This is a genomic window from Streptomyces sp. CLCI03 (assembly GCF_053615355.1).
In genome coordinates, this window is record NZ_CM132132.1 from 1456516 (window position 1) to 1477974 (window position 21459).

General features: G+C 69.2%; 16 protein-coding genes and 5 pseudogenes. 10 read left to right on the forward strand and 11 right to left on the reverse strand.

Going from position 1 to position 21459, the window contains the following annotated elements; translation table 11 throughout:
* Positions 1 to 162 precede the first annotated feature (162 nt).
* Complete coding sequence (locus ACWG52_RS06635) at positions 163 to 1428, forward strand: hypothetical protein (protein ID WP_453128140.1); 1266 nt, start codon at positions 163 to 165, stop codon at positions 1426 to 1428.
* A 188-nt stretch (positions 1429 to 1616) separates the two neighbouring features.
* Here the strand turns inward: ACWG52_RS06635 and ACWG52_RS06640 are convergent.
* Positions 1617 to 2818 (reverse strand): annotated as a pseudogene (locus ACWG52_RS06640) (IS3 family transposase); the annotation flags it as partial.
* 57 nt (positions 2819 to 2875) lie between these two features.
* A pseudogene (gene tpg / locus ACWG52_RS06645) lies at positions 2876 to 3121 on the reverse strand (telomere-protecting terminal protein Tpg); the annotation flags it as partial.
* Between tpg and ACWG52_RS06650 the strand changes: the two are divergent.
* Positions 3113 to 3202 (forward strand): annotated as a pseudogene (locus ACWG52_RS06650) (transposase); the annotation flags it as partial. The pseudogenes tpg and ACWG52_RS06650 sit on opposite strands and share 9 nt — an antisense overlap.
* 110 nt (positions 3203 to 3312) lie before the next feature.
* Here the strand turns inward: ACWG52_RS06650 and ACWG52_RS06655 are convergent.
* Positions 3313 to 3903 carry a hypothetical protein gene (locus tag ACWG52_RS06655; RefSeq protein ID WP_453128142.1) on the reverse strand — a complete coding sequence of 197 codons (591 nt, stop codon included), beginning with the start codon at positions 3901 to 3903 and terminating at the stop codon, positions 3313 to 3315.
* A 654-nt stretch (positions 3904 to 4557) separates the two neighbouring features.
* Here ACWG52_RS06655 and ACWG52_RS06660 point away from each other — a divergent pair.
* Both ACWG52_RS06660 and ACWG52_RS06665 read left to right on the forward strand, forming a co-directional pair.
* Positions 4558 to 5052 (forward strand): winged helix-turn-helix transcriptional regulator, encoded by a 495-nt coding sequence (locus ACWG52_RS06660; RefSeq protein ID WP_453128144.1) that lies wholly within the window; start codon positions 4558 to 4560, stop codon positions 5050 to 5052.
* Positions 5053 to 5117: 65 nt separating this feature from the next.
* Positions 5118 to 7424, forward strand: coding sequence for a WD40 repeat domain-containing serine/threonine protein kinase (locus ACWG52_RS06665; protein ID WP_453128146.1), 2307 nt, complete (start codon positions 5118 to 5120; stop codon positions 7422 to 7424).
* Here the strand turns inward: ACWG52_RS06665 and ACWG52_RS06670 are convergent.
* From ACWG52_RS06670 to ACWG52_RS06690, 5 genes are all read right to left on the reverse strand, one after another.
* Positions 7357 to 7722: a hypothetical protein gene (locus ACWG52_RS06670; RefSeq protein ID WP_453128148.1), complete on the reverse strand. Its 366-nt coding sequence runs from the start codon at positions 7720 to 7722 to the stop codon at positions 7357 to 7359. The two genes, ACWG52_RS06665 and ACWG52_RS06670, sit on opposite strands and share 68 nt — an antisense overlap.
* Before the next feature lie 740 nt (positions 7723 to 8462).
* Positions 8463 to 8786, reverse strand: coding sequence for a hypothetical protein (locus ACWG52_RS06675; RefSeq protein ID WP_453128149.1), 324 nt, complete (start codon positions 8784 to 8786; stop codon positions 8463 to 8465).
* Positions 8783 to 9151 (reverse strand): DUF6247 family protein, encoded by a 369-nt coding sequence (locus ACWG52_RS06680; RefSeq protein WP_351319650.1) that lies wholly within the window; start codon positions 9149 to 9151, stop codon positions 8783 to 8785. The genes ACWG52_RS06675 and ACWG52_RS06680 overlap by 4 nt, the downstream gene beginning before the upstream one ends.
* A 38-nt stretch (positions 9152 to 9189) precedes the next feature.
* Complete coding sequence (locus ACWG52_RS06685; RefSeq protein ID WP_398566059.1) at positions 9190 to 9387, reverse strand: type II toxin-antitoxin system prevent-host-death family antitoxin; 198 nt, start codon at positions 9385 to 9387, stop codon at positions 9190 to 9192.
* Between the two features lie 330 nt (positions 9388 to 9717).
* A complete protein-coding gene (locus ACWG52_RS06690) occupies positions 9718 to 9936 on the reverse strand; it encodes a hypothetical protein (protein WP_453128152.1) in 219 nt (72 codons plus the stop codon).
* 702 nt (positions 9937 to 10638) lie between these two features.
* Here ACWG52_RS06690 and ACWG52_RS06695 point away from each other — a divergent pair.
* On the forward strand, positions 10639 to 11886 hold the full coding sequence (locus tag ACWG52_RS06695; RefSeq protein ID WP_453128154.1) for a DnaJ C-terminal domain-containing protein: 1248 nt from the start codon (positions 10639 to 10641) through the stop codon (positions 11884 to 11886).
* A gap of 176 nt (positions 11887 to 12062) precedes the next feature.
* A pseudogene (locus tag ACWG52_RS06700) lies at positions 12063 to 13265 on the forward strand (IS3 family transposase); the annotation flags it as partial.
* A gap of 331 nt (positions 13266 to 13596) precedes the next feature.
* Here ACWG52_RS06700 and ACWG52_RS06705 read toward each other — a convergent pair.
* Positions 13597 to 14553: a DMT family transporter gene (locus ACWG52_RS06705; protein ID WP_453128156.1), complete on the reverse strand. Its 957-nt coding sequence runs from the start codon at positions 14551 to 14553 to the stop codon at positions 13597 to 13599.
* Positions 14554 to 14623: 70 nt separating this feature from the next.
* Between ACWG52_RS06705 and ACWG52_RS06710 the strand changes: the two genes are divergently transcribed.
* The 3 genes from ACWG52_RS06710 to ACWG52_RS06720 all read left to right on the forward strand — a co-directional run bounded on the left by ACWG52_RS06710 (position 14624) and on the right by ACWG52_RS06720 (position 16308).
* The gene (locus ACWG52_RS06710; RefSeq protein ID WP_453128158.1) at positions 14624 to 15541 is read left to right on the forward strand and encodes a LysR family transcriptional regulator; all 918 of its coding nucleotides are present in this window, start codon (positions 14624 to 14626) and stop codon (positions 15539 to 15541) included.
* A gap of 296 nt (positions 15542 to 15837) precedes the next feature.
* Complete coding sequence (locus tag ACWG52_RS06715) at positions 15838 to 16062, forward strand: hypothetical protein (RefSeq protein WP_453129045.1); 225 nt, start codon at positions 15838 to 15840, stop codon at positions 16060 to 16062.
* 96 nt (positions 16063 to 16158) lie between these two features.
* Positions 16159 to 16308 (forward strand): hypothetical protein, encoded by a 150-nt coding sequence (locus ACWG52_RS06720; protein ID WP_453128160.1) that lies wholly within the window; start codon positions 16159 to 16161, stop codon positions 16306 to 16308.
* 865 nt (positions 16309 to 17173) lie between these two features.
* On the opposite strand, the pseudogene ACWG52_RS06725 reads toward ACWG52_RS06720, so the two are convergent.
* A pseudogene (locus tag ACWG52_RS06725) lies at positions 17174 to 17378 on the reverse strand (hypothetical protein); the annotation flags it as partial.
* A gap of 162 nt (positions 17379 to 17540) precedes the next feature.
* Between ACWG52_RS06725 and ACWG52_RS06730 the strand changes: the two are divergent.
* The gene (locus ACWG52_RS06730; protein ID WP_453128162.1) at positions 17541 to 18377 is read left to right on the forward strand and encodes a PhzF family phenazine biosynthesis protein; all 837 of its coding nucleotides are present in this window, start codon (positions 17541 to 17543) and stop codon (positions 18375 to 18377) included.
* A 422-nt stretch (positions 18378 to 18799) separates the two neighbouring features.
* On the opposite strand, the gene ACWG52_RS06735 is transcribed toward ACWG52_RS06730, so the two are convergent.
* A complete protein-coding gene (locus tag ACWG52_RS06735) occupies positions 18800 to 21262 on the reverse strand; it encodes an ATP-binding SpoIIE family protein phosphatase (protein ID WP_405941212.1) in 2463 nt (820 codons plus the stop codon).
* Positions 21263 to 21459: the final 197 nt, after the last annotated feature.

Genomic DNA, 21459 nt, shown 5'->3' on the forward strand with positions numbered 1-21459 from the left:
AAATGCGCCAAGTTGACGGCGGCCGCACGCGCGTAGACCGGGTGGTGACGCCAGGTCTCCCGGCTTGTCCGACTACCGGACGCGGTGGCTGAAAGTTAAACTATTGTGTGACGGGCGCCCTACGTTTGCGGCGGTTGACGTTCCAGCGAGAGGAACCCCCTCATGACCGCCGCCGACAGTGCGCCGCGAACGGCCCGCGTCCTCACCGGCTACCGCCCCGAGGACGGCTTCATGGCCGTGGAGCTGGACCCGCCTCCGGGCGAGTACGTATGGCACGACGAGCACGCCGAGCAGCAGGAGCAGCGCTACGGCCCGGGTGCGGGCTACCACCAGTGGCTGGCAGTGGACGCACGCGACGGCGCCGTATGGTTCGGCGACATCGACTGGCGGGCCCCGTCCGAAGACCTCGGCAGCCAGCTCCCCGGCCTCCCCCGCAGGGCACTCGGCGACGGGGCCGTCCCGGCCTCCGGAATAATGGTGCAGTTGCTCGGCCACCTGGCCCATGACGAACAGCGCGGCTGCTCCTGGCGCTTCTTCACCGCTGAGGAACTGCACGCGCTCGCCCTGCGCATACTCCCCGCCGTGCAGCGGCTCGTGGACTCCATCCACCGCATCGGACCGGGCGACGAACTGGAGTGGTCGGCCGAGGCCGCCACCGCCTGGGACGACATCGAGCAGGCCGCGACCCACACCTTCGATCCCTCCGGCGATCTCCGCTGGCCCAGGCTGCGCACGACACCGATCCCTGCCTGGCGTGTCGAGGTCGGCGCGTTCCTCGCCATGAACCCCGGTCTGTGCGATCCCTCCTGGGGCCTGGCCACGGACGCGGAACTCGATGCCTACGCCGACTACTCTCCCGAGAGCGGCTATGGCGGTGTACCGGGGCGGATGTGCCGCGCCGCCGACCGGCAGATCGAGGACGGTTTCACTTTCTACGGCCACCGTGCCGCCCTGTACGCCTACCGCGCGCAGGCGTGCGGCGACCGTGTTCCGACAGACGCCCGCGTCTGGCTGGAGACGACAGAGGCGGGTCGGGGCACCTGGGAGGCGGCCAAGCCCCCCGGGGCCACCCTCGCCGACGTCCCCGACTGCGTGCTGGCGGCCTTGGCCGAAGGGTTCCAGAACTCCGCGCACGAGGAGGGTCTGGTCCTGACGGGCCTGGACGCCCATCTGCGCCGGTTGCGCGCCGAGGAACGCTCCGCCGTCGACCAGCAACTCGTCCGCGAAGCCGAGGAAGTCGAACGCCTCGAGAACATGCTCAAGGACTTCCGCGCGGCACGGAACCGCACCGTGACACGCATCCTGGCCTGGTCCGATGGGCGCAGCGACGGGGAAATCGCCCGCCTGGCGTCCATGCCCGACGACTACGTCAGCAACTGGCGGGCCCGCCTGACCGACGAACAGACGACGGCCACACCCGCAACCTGAAGCATGTGCGGCGAAGACAGGGCACCCGCTCCGCAGCCTCACCGCCCGGGCAGCCCGTCGAGCGCCACGGCCGTCCGTAGACCGAGGCGACGGCCCGAGGCCTTGAGCTGGTGCCGCCGGCCCGTTGCGAGTACCGCTGCGCGGGGTAGGCGGAGCCGGGCCTTGACCCCGGATGTTGAACACGTATATGCGGCTTGGGCCAGGGTAGTTGCTGTTGGTCGGAGGTCGTTTTCGTAGGCGATCGGGGACCGCTGGCCGAGGCGGGAGTGCCTGCGTCGGGTGTTGTATCGGGTCAGCCGGCGGAACGCGTCGAGCCTGGCCTCGCGCTCGCTCGACCAGGCCTTCCGGCCTTTGAGCGTCTCCCTCTTGAAGGCGGCGTCGAAGCTTTCCGCGGCGGCATTGTCCGCGCTGGAGCCGACCGCGCCCATGCTCTGCCGGACCCCTGCTGACCTGCAGATTTCAGCGAAGGCCCTGCTCGTGTACTGCGATCCGTGGTCGGTGTGCATCACCGCTCCGGCCAGGCTCCCGCGGGTCCGTTCGGCGGCCGCCAGGGCATCGGTGACGAGCTCGGTTCGCATGTGATCTGCGATCGCCCACCCGGCCAGACGGCGTGAGGCGAGGTCGATGACGGTCGCGAGATAGAGCGGCTTCGAACCGCTGACCGGCAGATACGTGATGTCGCCGACGTACTTCGTGTTCACCTCGGATGCGGTGAAGTCACGGTCGATCAGATCCGGCGCCTTCGCCGCGGCCTGATCCGCGAGCGTGGTGCGCTGCCGACGGCGCAGACGGACCCCCTTGAGCCCGAGGTTCCGCATGATCCTCGCGACGCGCTTGTGGTTGACCGCCGGGCCGCCTTCGTCACGGAGTTCGGCGGTGATTCCGGGGCTCCGTAGGTCGGAGACTTGGTGGGCCTTGCGTATCCGGGCTGCGAGCCCGGCCTCGGCGGTCTGCCGAGCGATCCGCGCGGCCGCGGTGCGGCGCCAGTAGTAGAAACTCGAGCGGGAGAGGCCGAGGATGTCGCAGAGCCGCTTCACGCCGTGACGGCGCTGGTGATCTTCAACGAACTGGCAGCGGTTCACCAGCGCGTCTCCGTCGCGAAATACCGGGCTGCCTTGCGGAGGATGTCGCGCTCTTCCTCGAGCTCGCGGATCCTCTTTCGGGCTGCGGCGAGCTCCGCCTGAACGTCGTCACCACCATCCCCGGCAGCCGCCGGCGCTGAGGAGTGGGCGCCCGGGCGGCGCCCGTCGGCAGCCCGAATCCAGTTCCGCAGCATCTCGGTGTTCACCCCGAGATCGGCGGCGACGGACTTGATGGTCGCCCCGGGCCTCGACCGGTACAGCGCGACCGCGTCCGCCTTGAACTCGGCGGGGTAGTGCTTCATCCCCACGGGGACTCCGTTCTCCTGGACCAAGATCCAAGTGTCTCCGGTGTCCAAAACCCGGGGTCAAGGCCCCTGGGCGCGGTTCCCGCCGTCCTTGAAGTAGACCTCTTGCAGTCCCTCGGCAACGATCTGTCGCATCTGCTCATCGCCCGCGCCCGCCGCGCGGGCGTCGAAGAGACGCTGCGCGTACGCGGGCGGCAAGTGGACGGTCAGGCGTCGCATCCGGCCGTCGTCGGTCGTGCCAACCGGCGCGGTGTAGCCGAACCGGGCCCGCGTCTCCACCGTGATGCCGGTCCTGGTGGCGGCCTCGACTGGGAGGTGTCGGTGGACTCGACAGCAGTACGAGCCCACCAGCACGCCGCCGGCGCGAGGAAGGTGTCCGCGGCCGCATGAATGATCACAGCTCATGGGGGCGGGGAGATCTCACGGATGCTCAGTGGGCGGTGTTGGAGTTGTGACCTGATCTTGGAGGTGGTCGTGGGACTCGACCACCCTCCTGCTCAGCCCTCCTCGCGCATGCCCGGCCGAAGGACGAGGGGACGTACGTATGGAGCGATGCGGGAGGCGATGTCGTCCCGACCTATCACCGCGAAGCTGTCCGAACCGTCATGCAGGCCGTGGGACAGCAGTAGTTCGGAACCCCCGTCGAATGTCAGAAGCAGTCCCGCCTGGCACGGGCGTTGCTGCATGAGAACACTGTCGCTCCGCTGGTGCAGCAGGGTCATGGACGCCAACCGCCTTCCCCTCACATGGCAGGTCGATGTGTCGGAATAGACGGGGTCGCAGCCGTCGACCGGGTGCAGGCCCTCGTCCTGTTCGACTGGGGTACCGGCGCTGCTCTCCAGCCATACCGTGACCGAGTGGAGTTCGGAAGAGCTGGCGAAGCCGACAACCGTCCCGGAATCAAAGGTGACCAGCAATGGCCCTGCCGTGCGGCTGAATACCGCGCTGGGCTTGAGTTCGAGTTCTTCAGCCGCCTTCGCCGGTGGCCACCAGCTCCACCGCACCAGTCGCTCCACTTGCTGACCGATCAGCCCCAGCAGCAGGTCGCAGTGCACCAAGGGGACGGCCTCACGAAATTGAGCAGCCATGGGGTGCTCCTCACTGCTTGAGCAGCGGTATTGATCGCGAGTCATTCCAATCATTTCATTTCGTCATTATCACCCGCCCGGAATCGGGGCAGGGCGACGGGCATTGCCTCAGCGGTCTACTCTGGCATGGTCGGCGGTCGTTCCGCTTGCTGGTTTCCGTGACGGATAAAGCCCTGCGGAGCCTGCTTCGTCCCGGTCCACAGCAGTGCGGTGGAGTGAGGCGTGCACGGTTCTCACCCACCCGCTGCAGCTCCGTCAAGGGCGATCCCTTGGCGCCGACCCGCGGCCCACAGCCGCTAAAGCCCGGCAAACATAACACGGTCATAAACAGTCATTTTTTTCCAACGGTATTACTCGGAAACTCCCACTTGATCACCACACGAGTCGGCGGCACAGTATTCGCGGACTGGTCGTGGGCGCCGGCAGGACGATTGGCATCCCCGCCATGGGGTGCCGGCATCGCCCTCGCCGAAAGGGCTATCACGCCACGAGGCAGCTGCCGCCCGATGCAGCTCAGGGCAAACCATCGGTCGCACGCGAAGTGCGGAATCTCGCGCCCGTGGGTGATGGCAATTCCAGGAGCTGCCCCAGCGCAGCAGCTGCCGAAACGGATTCGTGAGTGCGTTCAGAATATGAATGCACTAGGTTGTGTCCATGCCTCGTGCCTCATTCGCAGCGTTCCACTGTTCGCTGTCGCGCTCCCTGGATGTGATGGGTGACTGCTGGTCACCGCTGGTCTTGCGCGACATCTCTCTAGGCATTGACACTTTTGAGGAGCTGGCCCGCGACCTTGGCGTGTCCCGCGCACTGCTGAAGAATCGGCTCGACAGACTCGTGGACGGCGATGTGCTGGAACGGGTCGAGTGCTCCACGCGTCCCCAGCGGTTCCGTTACGTGCTCACCACATCAGGACGGGAGCTCGTGACGGTGCTTTTGGCACTCACCCAGTGGGGCGACCGCTGGCACGCGCCGGATGGTCCGCCGATCGTGTTTCGGCACCACTGCGGAGAGGTCCTAGAGGTGTCCGTCACGTGTCGTACCTGCAGTGGAGCGGTTCATCCGGAGGGCGTCTCGGTCCAGCCGGGCCCGGGCGGGCGCGCAGCGCCCGGCACTCTCGTCATTGCCGAGCGCCTTGCGGAGATGGCATGACTGATCACGTCGCAGCATGGCGAATGGCCGGCGAGGCGGGGGACGCGAGAGCGGCAGTAGCCGCTATGTCCGAGGACGTTGAGCTGGCGTTCACGGGCCTGAAGGGCGAGGACCCCGGACAGATAGGTCCCTACCGCATCATGGCGCTCCTGGGCGAGGGCGGGATGGGACGGGTGTATCTGGGCCTGTCGCGGGGCGGCCGCTCGGTGGCGGTGAAGGTCGTGCGTCCGGAGCTGACGGACGACCGGGAGTTTCGGCGGCGGTTCGCGCGTGAGGTCGACGCGGCCCGCCGGGTGAACGGGCTGTTCACCGCCGGTGTGGTCGACGCCGATCCGCATGGGACGCCGGCCTGGATGGCCACGGCGTACATCCCCGGGGTGTCGCTGGCCGACGCGGTGAACGAGTACGGCGCGTTGCCGTGGGAGTCCGTCGCGGCACTGGGCGCCGGGCTGGCCGAGGCACTGGAGGCGATCCACACCGCCGGACTGGTCCACCGGGACCTGAAGCCGTCCAATGTGCTGCTGGCCGAGGACGGCCCCCGGGTGATCGACTTCGGGATCTCGGTGGCAAGCGAGGCGACCGTGCTGACACGGACCGGTCTGGTGGTGGGGACGCCGGGATTCATGTCGCCGGAACAGCTGACGGATCGGCGGGTCAGCCCGGCGAGCGATGTGTTCTCCCTGGGTACGGTGCTCGCGTTCGCCGCGTGCGGCGCCGGGCCCTTCGGCACGGGGTCCGTGCAGGGGCTGCTGTTCCGCATCGTGTTCGAGGAACCACACCTGGAAGGGATACCCGGGGCGTTGCGGGAGGTGTTGGCGCGATGCCTGGCGAAGGAACCCGACCAACGGCCCTGCGTGCCGGAGGTGTTGGAGGAACTGGCTGGACTGGCTGCCCGGCAGGGCGGTTCGCCGGGCGGGGGCGTGGGCTGGCTGCCCGGGCCGCTGGCCCACGCCGTTCGTCTACGCACCGACCACCCCACCCCCGCGACGGCGCCTGCCGTGGCCGCGCCGTCGGTCGAGGACAAGGTGGAACCCGCACCTCCCACCGTCCGGCCCGGCTCCGAGCGTACTCCGACCGTCTCCGCCCGACCAGGCCCGCCGTATGTCCCGGCCGATCCTGCGGGCAACGTCCGGACAGCACGGGGGGACATCAGCCATGCCCTCACACAGACGGCCGTGGCCGACGGGCCGCCCGGCCCGGCTCTCCCGTCCCCGCCCGAAGACCCGGAGCTGACGGAGAAGCCGGGTTCCCCGACCGGATCTCCCGCCGCGCCCGGCGTCAGCCGGGACGAGCGGCACCGCCCCACACGCCGCACGATGCTGCTGTCCGTCGCGGCAGCCGTGGGTGCTGTAGGGCTTCCCGCCGGCATCTACCTCACCCGGTCGGCCAGCAACAACCCTTCCCGGACCGGCCAGTCCTCGGCCACCCCCTCCCGGTCCGCGCGGCCCACGTCAGCTCCACCACGACCGGCAAGGCGGATCTCCGTCGGATCCGCTGTGAACACGCTGGCATTCAGCCCTGATGGCAAGGTGCTCGCGGGCGGCTGCGACGACGGGGCGATCCGGCTGTGGAGCACGGCGACCGGCAAGCTCAGCGCTACCCTCAAAGCCGAAGAGCCCAACGGGGACGACGGGACCGATGTGCTCGCCGTGGCATTCAGTCCTGACGGTAGGACCCTGGCCGGCGCCAGAGATTCCGGCACCCTTCAGCTGTGGGATCCGGCGACCGGCGACCTCACCGCCAGCAACGACGAACCAGGCGACAGTTTTCATACCTTGGTGTTCAGCCCCGACGGCAGGAATCTGGCCGGCGTGGATTCTGCGGGCACCTTGAGCCTGCGGCACCTGCCAGCGGGCAGAGACCACATCAGGTATTCCGGTGTTGCCGTGTCGGTGGCTTTCAGTCCCGACGGCAAAACCTTGGCCGTTGGCGGCCGCTCATCCAACCCGGGCCGGGCCCGGCTGTGGAGCACGGCGACCGGTAAGCTCACCGCCACCTTGGAGGGCGCCACCTTCGGGGTGAACTCGGTGGCGTTCAGCCCGGATGGCAGGGTACTGGCCGGCGGCTCGGGAGACGACACCGTCGCCCTGTGGGACCCGGCGACAGGTGAACTCACCGCCACCTTGGCGGGGGAAAACGTTGACGATGGCGAGGCCCAGAGCGTGGACGAGGTGCGGTTCAGCGCGGATGGCACAGTCCTGGTCACCTGCGGCTACCCCAACACAATACGGCAGTGGCATCCGGCGACCGGCAAGCTCAAGGCCACCTCCAAGGCCCCTGCCTACAGGATGTACAACTGGGCGTTCAGCCCGGACGGCAGCGTTCTGGCGGGCACCGATTTGGACAACACCGTCTGGCTCTGGCAGCTATGACGTCCGTCAGGATCCCTGCCGCGGGCTGCCCCATGGGAACCAGGAGGAAGACTTCCACGACTTCGTCCCACTCGGAGGCGTTGATCATCTCCGGCGGCGTGGTCCGTACCTCGACGGTCACTGCGACCGGACCGGTGTGTACCCCGGTGATGACCACGGCTGCACCGGGCTGCGTCACCGCGATGAGACCGTTGGGCTCACCGCTCTCGGCGCCGGGCATTTGTGCGGTGTCGACCAGCCAGAACGTGTGGTTGCTGGCATCGACATCTACCGGGCCGCCCCGGTGGGACTCGGTCATGGAAGCTCCCTGTTGTTCAACCGACTACGGTCTGATCTCGACATGGAAGGCGTCGTCGGCAGCCCGCTGGCGCCACTGGCTCAGCTGACAACCCGAAGTGCATGGTCAATCTGCATGCGGCTCTGCCGTGATGCAGGATGCTCCAGGCGCGGAGCCCGGATTCGTCAGCCTGGCGGCTGCTCCTGCTGCGGTGGGCCGCGCTCGCTGACCGGACCGCCTACGCCACCGAACTTGCGTACCTGAGTGACGGGGCCATGGTCACGATGACCGAGTACGCCCTGGACCGCGCCGATACGGCCGCCTTGAAGCTCCGCGCGTTCGACTCGAGACCGGCAGCGCCTACGCCGAGGGTGAGATCAGCCTGGAACACAAGGTGTGGGACGACGAGCCGGACGGCGCGTGGGCGTACGCGCGCCAGGAGTACGAACAATGGCGGCGAGTCGAGGGAGAGGCCGCAGCAGCGCACCTCACGCCGTGACGCCGGCGGCGCGAGCTGGCGAGAGGATCGACGGGCAGGGCCCTGTAAGGATGCTGTGGGTGCCGATCCGGCGCCACCGGACCATCCCCGCGGGCGCGGGGCCGACGAGGGTGCACGTCTCTTCTCGGAGCTGGACGTCGGCCCATCCCGCGGGCGCAGGTCGACGACAGGACGGTCCAGCCCAGGTCAGCGCCGGTCTCTACGCCGGGCCAACTTGCTCTCAGCGTATGGGGCAGGGGGCGTTGCTGGTACGGACGAACGGTCAGGCCCAGAACGTGTCGGTGACGGTGATCTGAGGGTCGGCATGGCGGCGGACGAAGGTGAAGATGAGCCAGCCGCGGCCACCGGCGAGGTCGGCGATGTGCGGGCCACCCGGACTGGTCGAGGCCAGCGGGCGGACGGTGATCCAGTGCGGCAGTGACACGTCGGCGTCGATGCCCCGGTAATAGGGATCCGGGGCGGTGATCAGCTCGGCGCGGGCTGACAGGACCAGCTGCTTGCCGTCCTGGGGCATGCTCTCGAATTCCTGGAGCGCCTCTGCCGTCCAGTCCATTTTCCAGGGCGGGAGTGGGAGCTCATCGGTCACCGACCGGGCTCCACCACGGCCGCCTGGCGGCGCAGCCGGCTGTACTCGGCCAGGAGCCGGGCGGACTCCTCGGGGTCCTCGGACTTCGCGGCGCGGGCTTCGAGGTCTCGCAGGTGGGCTTCCAGGCCTGGGTCACGGGCGATGGCGTACTGGGTCCACCACAAGCGCATGAAGGCTGGCACCGGGGTGAGGTTGAAGGCGTCGCCGATCGCTCGGCGCCAGTGGGCCTCGAAGTCCGGCAGCAGATGCGGGGCATGTTCCTGAATGGCCAGGCGCAGGGCCTGCGGGGTGCGTTCGGGCATCGGCGGCACCTGGCGGGGCTTCTCGCCGCCGGGGCCGTCGAAGTGAATGGGCTGCGCTGTCATGACGAAGGAACTCCTGCTCTGCCTGCGGTCCGGCCCTTTCAGGCGGCGTTCTGGCCGGCGCCGGGGGCCGACGGATGCTGTGCCATGTACTGCTCGAACCACTCGGCCGGCACCAGGTAGGCCAGGGTCTTGCCCTTGCGGGTGATCGCGGCAGGCTCCCCCGCGATCCGGGTGCGGTCGAGAATCTCACCCATCTGCTTGCGGAGATCGATCGTCGTGTACGTCTTCGGCTCCATCCCACCAACCTACCCCAACTATCATAGTTGCGATAGTTCGCCTCCACGCACACAAACCCCCTGCCGGACATATCGCCAACGGCACCCTCGAACCATCCCCGCGGGTGCGGGGGCGACACTTTCTGAGCTGGCGTTTTGTCGGCCCAGGTGGCTGTTCTCGTTCAGTTGCTTCGGGGGCAGAGAGGATCAGCCAATACGAGTCGACGAGCTTTCACCCGGCGTGGTGTCACGACGGTATCTCCTACCTGGCCGGACCGGAATCCACTCCGGCCAATCCTGAAACCAAACAGGGCGGATGTTGTGGTGCGTGCCGTTGCCTGTCCTGTGCGGTCAGGAGCAGGACCAGGGCCTTGGAGCGGTGGTGCCGAGCGCGGTGGCCACCGCTTCGGCGGACATGCCGTCGTCGCACAGCGCGCTGGCGGCCTCCCGGCCGACCCGGGCTGCGATCCGCTCCAGCACACCTGCGGCGCGCAGCGCGGCCAACGGCGCGTCCGCGGCCGTGGCGGTCAGTTGCTCGGCCATCTCGACCAGGAGCGCGGCTAGCGGCACGGCGGCATCGCGAATGACGGACAGGTGCGCGGTCCAGTCGGCGAGCGGTTGGCTCTGGTCTCGACTCGTCAGCGCCCGGCACGGCCCACTGCAGGGGAGCAAACGATCGGTGCCACTGGTTGCCCGGATCTCGCGGCGTGACCGCCTCCCATGGGGGTGACCATGGGTGACAACCGGGCGTCGCACCCACCTCCGCGGCATCCGTGGAACTACTCGAAGCTGTGGATCAATCTGAGCACCCGTGACGGTCGCGACGGGCCCTCACGGAAGCCGCCAGTGCATGAACATGACTTGAGGCTAACGTTCGAATTTCTCGACGATGAATGATCGGAAACTTGCGCTAGAAAAAGTGCGGGTCGATCGGCACAGTAGCCCCAAGTCGAACAATCGCCCACTACGAAGGAACGTTCGGTGGGTTCTGGCGGAGCCTGATTGCCGCCCCGGTCAGGAACGCGGGCGATCGCGCGACACGAACCCTGGCCGCCTGCAACCTCGTCGATCCGGAGCTTCCTTGAACCTGTCAGTCAGCCAGGCAGGTGCGAGCCCTCTCGCATCAGTGTCTGGCTGTTCGCCGCCACTGAGTGCGGCGGCTGCGGTCTAACACGACGTACTGGATTGACGCCCAGCGCGTACCGCGCGGCGTTCACCCACCCGAGCGAAGTGCCGTAACAGCACCCTGGTCGAACAGGAGACGACGAGTCGATGAGCCAAACCGAACGAAGGCCCCGGCTGGGCACCGACTCGGTCTTCCAACTGGACCTCGACCTGGCTCAGCTCGCCTTCGGTGACGAGGTCGAGGTCGCCGTGGACCTGTCGACCGTGTGCTCCGCCTGCGCCGGCGCGCCGAGCGCTGTCGCGGGCTGCCCAATCTGTGACGACGAGGGTCTCGTCACTGCGCGCAGGACGCTGACGGTGCCGGTTCCGGCCGGCATCGAGGACGGCACCTGGGTACGCGTACCCGGTGGCGATGCCGACGGAGCATTCGGCGGCACCAGCGGCGAACTGTACGCGCTGGTCGTGGCAGTACCACACCCGGTGTTCACCCGTACCGGCAACGACCTCCGCTGCGTGCTGACCGTGCCCGCGGGCGAGCTCGTCCCCGGGGTGTCCGCCTCGTTCGTCGGGCTGGACGGGACGGTGGCGATCCGTATGCCGGCCGACGTCGGTAACGGAGCGACGCTGCGCATACCGGGTCGGGGCGTGCCCGACCGGGACGGGAACGGCCGGGGCGATCTGTACGTGACACTTTCCGCGGAAACCGGGACCGCGCCGCAGGCCGCCGCCGAGGGAGCCCCGCAGCCGCCCGCCGAGCAGCAAGCCAGGCGGATATGGGGGCGGCGCCCGGTCGCTCCGGCCATACCGGTGCTGCTTCAGCACTACGTGGGCATGCCCTCGTACAAAGTGGTCTCTGCCACCCATCAGTGGGCGCTGTTCCCCACCACGGTCGACCGGCCGCCCGCAGGAACGGTCACCCGGACGCTCACCTGCCCGCAGTGCGGCGCCCAGGTGCGCTGCGTGGTGCGGAGCATCGAGCGGACTCGGCAGCTCAGGCGCTGGTGGAGCGTCGGCGTGCTGACGACCGCCGCGATCGTCGCAGCCGCCGGGGTCGTGGCCGCATTCGTGCCCGACTACGAGTCAGCGGTTCCATACGAGGTCTTCGTCGGAGTGCCGGTCTCGATGGGGCTCGCCTGTCTTGTGTTCGGGCGGCTGTGGGTACGTGAATTCGGGTTCAGGGGTCCCCAGCCGTGGACGAACCGCAGCCATCTGGTGCTGCTCGCCGACGATGTCGATCGTGAACTCGGTCGCGGCATCGGTCGCTCCGCGGAGCCTGTGGTGGTGACCACGCGGCACACGCTGTGGGAGGCCCTCCCCGGAATGGTGAATCGATGGTCGAGGCGGAACGCGACGAATACGCCGTTCCTGAACGGTCCTGGGCTGGTCATCGAGTAGGCCCGCGCTGCGGGATGGGTCGGGTGCCAAGAGCCCGACTCGCAGCTGGACGCGCTCACCCAGCACGGCATCCGGAGGGACAAGATCTTTAGCGAGACCCCGGCGCGTGAGGGACACGGCTGTCCGGGACGGTGCCCGCGGTCGGGTCAGGTCGGGTCCAGGAGAACGGAGTCCCCGTGGGGATGAAGCACTACCCCGCCGAGTTCAAGGCGGACGCGGTCGCGCTGTACCGGTCGAGGCCCGGGGCGACCATCAAGTCCGTCGCCGCCGATCTCGGGGTGAACACCGAGATGCTGCGGAACTGGATTCGGGCTGCCGACGGGCGCCGCCCGGGCGCCCACTCCTCAGCGCCGGCGGCTGCCGGGGATGGTGGTGACGACGTTCAGGCGGAGCTCGCCGCAGCCCGAAAGAGGATCCGCGAGCTCGAGGAAGAGCGCGACATCCTCCGCAAGGCAGCCCGGTATTTCGCGACGGAGACGCGCTGGTGAACCGCTGCCAGTTCGTTGAAGATCACCAGCGCCGTCACGGCGTGAAGCGGCTCTGCGACATCCTCGGCCTCTCCCGCTCGAGTTTCTACTACTGGCGCCGCACCGCGGCCGCGCGGATCGCTCGGCAGACCGCCGAGGCCGGGCTCGCAGCCCGGATACGCAAGGCCCACCAAGTCTCCGACCTACGGAGCCCCCGGAATCACCGCCGAACTCCGTGACGAAGGCGGCCCGGCGGTCAACCACAAGCGCGTCGCGAGGATCATGCGGAACCTCGGGCTCAAGGGGGTCCGTCTGCGCCGTCGGCAGCGCACCACGCTCGCGGATCAGGCCGCGGCGAAGGCGCCGGATCTGATCGACCGTGACTTCACCGCATCCGAGGTGAACACGAAGTACGTCGGCGACATCACGTATCTGCCGGTCAGCGGTTCGAAGCCGCTCTATCTCGCGACCGTCATCGACCTCGCCTCACGCCGTCTGGCCGGGTGGGCGATCGCAGATCACATGCGAACCGAGCTCGTCACCGATGCCCTGGCGGCCGCCGAACGGACCCGCGGGAGCCTGGCCGGAGCGGTGATGCACACCGACCACGGATCGCAGTACACGAGCAGGGCCTTCGCTGAAATCTGCAGGTCAGCAGGGGTCCGGCAGAGCATGGGCGCGGTCGGCTCCAGCGCGGACAATGCCGCCGCGGAAAGCTTCGACGCCGCCTTCAAGAGGGAGACGCTCAAAGGCCGGAAGGCCTGGTCGAGCGAGCGCGAGGCCAGGCTCGACGCGTTCCGCCGGCTGACCCGATACAACACCCGACGCAGGCACTCCCGCCTCGGCCAGCGGTCCCCGATCGCCTACGAAAACGACCTCCGACCAACAGCAACTACCCTGGCCCAAGCCGCATATACGTGTTCAACATCCGGGGTCAAGGCCCCTGGGGCTGTTGGCCTTGATGTTGAACAGGGAGTGGCCCAGGAGGTTGATGCCGGTCCTTGGGCACGAGAACCTCAACGTGCTCGGTCGCTACAGCTTCCCCACCTCCAGCCGCCTCCAGCGCCCTGCGGCCCCTGCGCGACCCGGACACACCCGAACTGGACGATGACGACGACGGCGGGTAGGGCTGATCTTCCACAGGGGTCGGGGGTCGGGGCTGGGGCCAGGAGAGTCCCGGGACAAGCCAGGCGCGTCCGTCGCTGCCCCGGTCCGCCCGTCACAAGGCGGCCCTGGGAGTGCATCAGCTATGGGGGCGGGCGCCCGCCACGTGCTCGGCCGCGGCCGCCCTGGGGGGTGGGGTGTCCCGTTTCCTGACCCGGAGTCCGAAGGCGACGCCGATGAGGACGAGCGCAGCTCCCGCGATCTGGTTGAGGGAGGCGGTTGCCGTGCCGGTCACGGACAGGGCCAGAAGTGAGGCCAGGGGGATGAGGCCGTTGAAGAGGCCGGTCCGGCCGGTGCCGAGCCGCTCGACGGCTCCGTACCACATCAGGAAGACGACCGTGGTCACGCCGAGGGCGAGGAAGGCCAGCGCCGAGAGCTCGGCGCCGCTCGGTCGCCGCAGCACAGGGGTCCCGGTGACCGAGCCCGTGATCACGGCGGTCAGGAAGAGCATGCCCGAGGCGAGTGCGCACGCGTAGGTGATGGCGGTCAGCGATCCGAGCGCCTTGGTGGCGGGCGCACCGAGCAGTGTGACCGCGCACACTCCGGTGAGGGCCAGGCACGACCACGCGAAGCCCTGGGCACTCCACTGCACTGTGCCGCCGGTGGACAGCTGTGCCACGGCGGACCCGCAGGCCACAGCCAGGGCCCCTGCCATCAGACTCCGGGAGGGGCGCACCTGAGCGAGCAGGGACTGGACCAGGACGATGATCAAAGGTGCGGCGCCCAGCGCGACACCGACATTGCCCGGCGAGGTCATCGAGGTGGCGTAGACGAGCACGACGCCGTACCCGGCCATCCCGGTCGCGGCCAGCAGAAAGACCCATGCCATTTGGGCCGGGGAGGGCCGTATGAAGGTGTGCTTGCGTATGCGGGCCCAGACCAGCAGGAACACGGTCGCGAGCCCGTAGCGGACGGCCTGCCCGCCGAGGAGCGGATAGCCGTGAAGGTGGGTGGCAGCGGCGACGGACCCGCCGATGAGGCATACCGCCCCGAGAGCCAGGGCGGCCCCGGAGCGTTCTCGTGCATCGAACATCATGCGGCCACGCTGACATCGATGTGTCGTAAGCAGAAGTACGATATTGCTCACTAGGCAGTAAGGGGAACTGATGATTGAGGTGCAGCGGCTCGTCCTGTTCCGCGAGGTGGCCCACCGCGGGAGCTTCGCCCGTGCGGCTCAGGCACTGCAGATGACCCCGTCGGCGGTCTCCCAGCAGATGGCGGCCCTCGAACGCGCCGCCGGGTTGAGGCTCTTCGAACGCAGCACCCGAGGCGTCACCCTCACCCCGGCGGGCCAGATCCTCGCGCGCACCGCCGACACCGTCCACGGCGAACTGCACCGGGCCCACCGGACACTGGCCCAGCTGCGTGACCAGGGCCCGCCCACGGTGACCGTCGCCACTTTCCCCAGCGCCGGCGCCTTCCTACTCGCGCCCGCACTGGCAGCACTCGCGGCGCGACGCGACACCCACGTCGACACAACGGTGATCGAATCCGAACCCACTCAGGCTCTGACCGCCCTCGGTGACGGCCGCGCCGATATTGCCCTCGTCTACCACTTCAACACCAGGCATCCCCCACCGAGCTGGAAGGACGCCGCAGCCCGCTGCACCTACCACCCGCTCCTGCACGATGACCTGCGCTTGGTTGTATCCGCCGACCACCGACTCGCCTCGCGCCGAGCGGCCCGTCTCGAAGACGTCGCCGACGAACCATGGATTCACGGATGGGACCTGCTAGGAGACGCGGTCGACGCGCTCACCTCCGCGCACGGCCTCACGCCCAAGGTGGTCTGTCGCTCCAGCGATTTCCGCTTCATGCAGGCGCTCGTCGCGGCGGGAGTCGGAATCGCCCTCATCCCTTTCCTGGCCGTCGAGGACCGGAACGACACCCGCGCCCTGCCCGTCACGCCCACCGCCAAGCGCCGCATCGGCGTCTACACCGCACCAGGCACGCCACCCACGCCACCTGTGCGCGCACTGCTCGAAGCCCTCCAGGAGCGAGCCGAAGCCCTGCACCCGGACTGACCGCTGCCGGGCCGCCGACCGGACCCGACGCCGTTCACCGCACTCGGCCCCGCCGCAGGAGACCACCGCCGGAACCCTCCTCCACCGGCGTCGCCCGCGAAGTAGCGGCCCGGAACCGGATTCGCACAAACGATGGCACCCTCAAGTGATCAGCGCACCACCCACGGATGACATGTGATCGTGGAGGCACAGGTGCGTGACTACGGGTTTTCGCCGGCTCAGCAGCCGGTGGCGAACGCGACGAGATATCCTGAGGCATCACCGCCGGAGAGTCCGCCCGGCAGCTGGCCGGAAGGCTGGGCAGATCGCCTTCGACCGTCTCCCGCGAAATCGCCCGCAACAGTGACCGGGACCGCTACCGAGCCGCTTCCGCCGACGAGGCCGCCTACACGTGTGGGCGCCGGCCCAAGCTCGCCCAAAAGCCCGCTCTGCGTTCGTCGAGCGCCCCAGCCGCTACAGGGCCATCGTCGCGCTCCCTGACGGCATCATGGCCGAGCAGGTCACTCCGCACCTCACCATGAGCCTCCTCGGCATCCCGCCGCAACTGCGGCGGACGCTCACCTGGTGTCGAGGGCGAGAGACAGCCGAGCACCAGGCCATCACCGCCGAGCCGGGAGATGCCGATCTACCTCTGCACGCCTCGGAGCCCGTGGCAGCGCGGCACCAACGAGAACACCAACCGGCTGCTTCGGCAGTACCTGGCCAAGGGCGCGGACCTCCGTACGTTCAGCCATGCCGACCTGGATGCCATCGCCCATCGCCCATGAACTCAACCATCGGCCGCGCAAGACCCATGGCTACCGCACTCCGGCAGAGGTCTACGCCGGCCTCTTGAACAGCGGTGATGCGCTAACCGCTTGAGCTCGCCATCCTTTGCCAGTGAACTACGATCGGCTCTCAGAACCCGTTCTCACGCAAAAGAGGGACGGACCTCCTTCTGAGACTTGCATTGTGCGAAAATCCGGACCCATGACGGACCCTCAGCAGCCTTCCCCGACCAACCGGTCGGACGCCGACGATGTCGAACGGTACGCCTGCGAAGTGTGACGCACAGCCCGGCTCGCCGTGCCGCTCGCGCTGTGCCGTCGCCTCCGCCTACCACACCCGCCGCTTCAGCAAGGTGCCCCGCCTGTCGAAGGTGCCCACCGCAGTCGGGCCTGCGCGCCCCCGAAATCCGTCCTGCTCACGGGAGTGACAGCGCGTACTCGGGCGGGTCCGGCGCACAATGAGTTCAGGGTGCACCGCTGGACGAGCACCGAGCTGCTGGTGTCACGCAGCGTCGAACGTGGCCGGGGTGACGGCAGCGGTGAGCCCGCCCAGGACCGCCGCCGCGATCGCCGACAGGCGAGGAGGGGCCTCCTGCGGGGGAGGATGTTGCGCGCATGTCAGAACGTACCGACAAGCGCGGTCGCGCGCGGCGTCCTGGAGCCTGTGAATCCGGATTGCGCGAGGCCCTGCGCTCGCAACCCGGCGTCCCGTTCTGCCCGGTGCGTTCCGCACCGCCGACAGTGGTGCCCCGCCGTCCTTGCCGTCCGCGCCCCTTCCGAGGGGGCTGCCCACCCGGGGCACAAAGCCCTCGGGGGTAGCTCACCGCCCTCGCGACGGACCGGTGGAGGGGCCCACGGCGGGAACTCATCGTCGCGCGAATGGCTCCTTCTCCGCACCGCCCACGGCGCCCGGGCCGGACGGCTCCTCGGTTCCAGGACACTTCGGCTCGTCTTCCGTGGTCCGGGCGGGCAGGGTCTGCTCGGCCCAGATCGTCTCGCCCGTGCGTGTGGCGGCTGCCCCAGCGCTGGGTGAGCTGGGCGACGAGCAGCAGACCGCGGCCGCCCTTCGTCGAGGCACCGCTTCTACTTCCGCGAGCGGATGGCCGTGACCGCCTTCAACTTCGGCAAGCCCCTCGACTGACGAGAGCCCCGCCGGACGGGCAGGACAGGCAGGCCACTCTCGCGGAATTGGCCTTCCTTTGGTGACGGTTGGCCTCGCTAAGTTTCTTGGCATGCGAATCCAGATCGTAGACGCCTTCACCACCCAACCCTTCACCGGAAACCCCGCCGGTGTCTGTCTGCTCCCGGCCGGGGAGTGGCCGGACGACACGCGGCTGCAGCAGATCGCCGCGGAGCTGAACCACGCGGAGACGGCCTTCGCCCTGCCGCTGCCGGCCGGGGGCGAGGCCGATTGGGAGATCCGCTGGTTCACCCCGACCGTCGAGGTCGGCCTGTGCGGCCATGCCACTTTGGCCACGGCGCACTCGCTGGAACGGGACGGGCTGCTGCCGGCCAGCGGGTCGGTGCGGTTCCGCAGCCGCTTCCACGGCCTGCTCATCGCGCATGCCGGGGAGGAGGGGGAGATCACCCTGGACTTCCCGGCCGCGCCGGCCATTGAGGTCCCCGTCCCCGGCGGCCTCGCCAAGGCGCTGGGGCTGCGGCCCGAGGCGACCTTCCGTACCGGCGCCCTGGGCCATCTCCTGACCGTGCTGCCCGACGAGGCGGCCGTACGGGGGCTGCGCCCCGACCTCGGGGCGATCGCGGCCCTGACCAGGCGTGAGGAACTGTGGGGGGTCATCGTCACCGCCGCTGCGGCCGCGCCGGGGTCCGGCTACGACTTCGTCTCCCGCTTCTTCGTGCCCGCCAACGGCATCCCCGAGGACCCGGTGACCGGCAGCGCCCACACGGCGCTCGCCCCCTACTGGTCGGCGCGGCTGGGCAGGTCCGGCGTCCTCACCGGATTCCAGGCGTCCGCCCGCACCGGCCTGGTCAGTACGGAGCTGCGGGCGGACCGTGTCCTGCTCACCGGGCACGCGGTCACCGTTCTGGAGGCGACCCTGCGCGTCTGACGGTCCGCCCGCGGCGACTGTGACCCCGGGACCCCTGCGGCGGCGTCTTCCCGGGCGCCCGCGTCCCCATCGCCGTCCACTTCGGCATCCGCGTCCGCGACCGTTCCCGCCTCCCCTTCTGGTACTCCGACGGCTGTCGGCTCCTCGGTGCCCTCGGCCCCGACCCGGCTGAGGGGCGCGGTCGACACCAGGATCCAAGTAGGAACGGCACAGCCAGATCATCCAGGCCGGCGCAGAACCGCGCCACGTCCGCGTTCAGGGAACCGATCGTCGGGTCATCGCTCGCCCGCACACCCTGATGACCCTGATCGATGACAAGCGCATCTCCGTCCACATGGACCCGGCGCACGACGGAACTCATCGCCGCGCGAGTGGCTTTTCCCCACCACCGCCTACGGCGCCTCGGCTGGATCCTGTGTCGCTTACGGTGCCTGAGGCCCGTTCTCCGCGCGTCCGGTGGGCAGGGCCTGCTCGGCCCAGATCGTCTTGCCCGTGCGGGTGTGGCGGCTGCCCCAGCGCTGGGTGAGCTGGGCGACGAGCAGTAGACCGCGGCCTCCCTCGTCGAACACGCGGGCCCGGCGCATGTGGGGGGCCGTGCTGCTGGAGTCCGAGACCTCGCAGATGAGCGCTGTGTCAAGGATCAGGCGCAGTTGGATGGGGGATCCGCCGTAACGGATGGCGTTGGTGACGAGTTCGCTGACGACGAGTTCGGTAACGAAGCCGAGGTCCTGCAGGTGCCAGGTGGCCAGTTGCTCGCAGGCCAGTGCACGGGCGCGGGCGACGGAGGAAGGGTCCGCGGGTACGTCCCAGGCGGCGACCCGGCTGGCTTCGAGCGCACGGATACGGACCACGAGGAGGGCGACGTCGTCGGCGGGCCGGTCGGGCACCAGACTTCGTAGGACTCCGTCACAGATCTCCTCCAGTGCACGGCCGGGGCCGCCGAGGGCCCGGCGGAGCATCGCGAGTCCGTCGTCGAGGTCGCGGTCGGGGGCGTGGACGAGGCCATCAGTGTAGAGGGCGAGGATGCTGCCCTCGGAGATGTCGAACTCCGCGGTTTCGAACGGCAGACCGCCCAGCCCCAAGGGGGGTCCTATCGGCAGGTCGAGGAAGGAGACCTTGCCGTCAGGGGTGACCATGGCCGGGACAGGGTGACCGGCGCGGGCCATGGTACAGCGGCGTGAGATGGGGTCGTAGACGGCGTAGAGGCAGGTGGCTCCGACCTCGCCCGGGCTCGGTGGTTCCTCGGCGGCATCCTGTGTCCGCTCGGAGTCCAGGCGCAGGACGATGTCGTCGAGCTGGGTGAGCAGTTCGTCGGGGGCGAGGTCGACGTCGGCGAGGGTGCGTACGGCGGTGCGGAGCCGACCCATGGTGGCGGACGCCTGCACCCCGTGGCCGACGACATCGCCCACGACGAGGGCCACCCGGGCTCCGGATAGGGGGATGACATCGAACCAGTCGCCGCCGATGCCGGCGCGGGAGCTCGCTGGCCGGTAACGGGAGGCGACCTCTACGGCCGCCTGTCTGGGTGCGTGCTGCGGGAGCAGACTGCGCTGGAGGGCGAGTGCCGTGTCGCGTTCCCGTGTGTAGCGGCGGGCGTTGTCGACACACACCGCCGCGCGTGCTGCGAGTTCCTTGGCGAGCAGCAGATCGTCGTCGTCGAAGGGTTCCGGTGTCCGGTGGCGGCCGAGGATCGCCAGGCCGAGCGTGATGCCGCGGGCCCGCAGCGGCACCACCAACAGGGTATGGATGCCGTGGGTGTCGATGCTTCGGACACTGTCAGGGGAGTCCGCGGCCCACCATCGCCGCCCGGCTTCGTCGACGGCGTGGAACAGACCGCGGCCGTCCGTCAGCACGCGTCCCTGCGGCGAGTCCTTGCGGTAGCCGTGCGTGGCACCGACGGGGATCGTCACCTCGGGACAGCCCTCTAGCACGGACCGGCAGGCGGTGCGACGGAAGACGGGCGCGGCATCGGGCATGGCGCCCGTCTCGTCCCCGGCCAGCGCGGACTCCAGCAGGTCCACGAGAGCGAAGTCAGCAAAGTGCGCCGTGTACACCTCGGCCAGTTCCTCGGCGGTGCGGGCCACGTCGAGGGTGGAGCCGATCCTGACGCTGGACTCGTTGAGGACGCTCAGTCTGCGCCGGGCGAGGAACTGCTCTGTACTGTCCATGGCCGCCAGACACAAGCCTCGTATCCGGCCCGCATTGTCCTTCAGCGGGCTGAGGGACACCAGCCAGGCGTGTTCGCGGGGCTCGCCGGGGGCGTGTAGCCAGGCCTCGTACGGCATGGTCTCGCCCGTGCGCAGGACCCGCTGCACCGCGTCACCAAGGCCCTCGAAGCCGGGGAGGCGCCGCAGGCCGTCGACCGATTCGCCCACCCGACGGCCGAGCAGATCCCTGGAGGGCCTACCCATCACCCCCTCCATCGCGGAGTTGGTGGACACCGCGAGCCCGTCCTGGTCGAAGAGGGCCACCGGGACGGGGAACTGCTCCAGCGCCCACTTCTGCAGCTGCGCCGCCGGCTCTGGCACGGTGGCCGTGAGAAACCAGTGGACGGCACCGGCCCCGTCGAGCAGCGGGTGCGCGTCCAGCCGCACCTCGACGGGGTGGCCGTCCCGGTGCTGCACCACGACCGTACCGCTCCACTCGTCCGGCTCGGCCAGGCTGCGCAGGGCATCGACCGGCAGTGGTTCGGCCAGCAGATCCGCCACGGAGCAGCCAATCACGTCCCCGGGCTCGAAGCCGAGCAGGCGGCGGGCCGCGTCGCTCCACGCGGTGACCAGCCCTCCGGCGTCCGCCGCCGCTGCGGCGGGGCCCCGGTTCACCGATGCGGCCCTGCGCTCGTCCACGGGTTCATCCTTCTCGACGGCACCAGTGTTAGTACTCATTGTGCGCCGGACCCGCCCGAGTACGCGCTGTCACTCCCGTGACCTGGACGGACGTCGAGGGCACGCGGGCCCACGACAGCAGGTACTCCGCTCTACGGCAGGCGTTGCCGGCCGCAGACAGGGCCCGCTCCGGCGCGTGATCGTGTGTCGTGAGGGCTGGGAGACGGCTTCTGCCCTGCTGTGACTCCGCGGGCCTC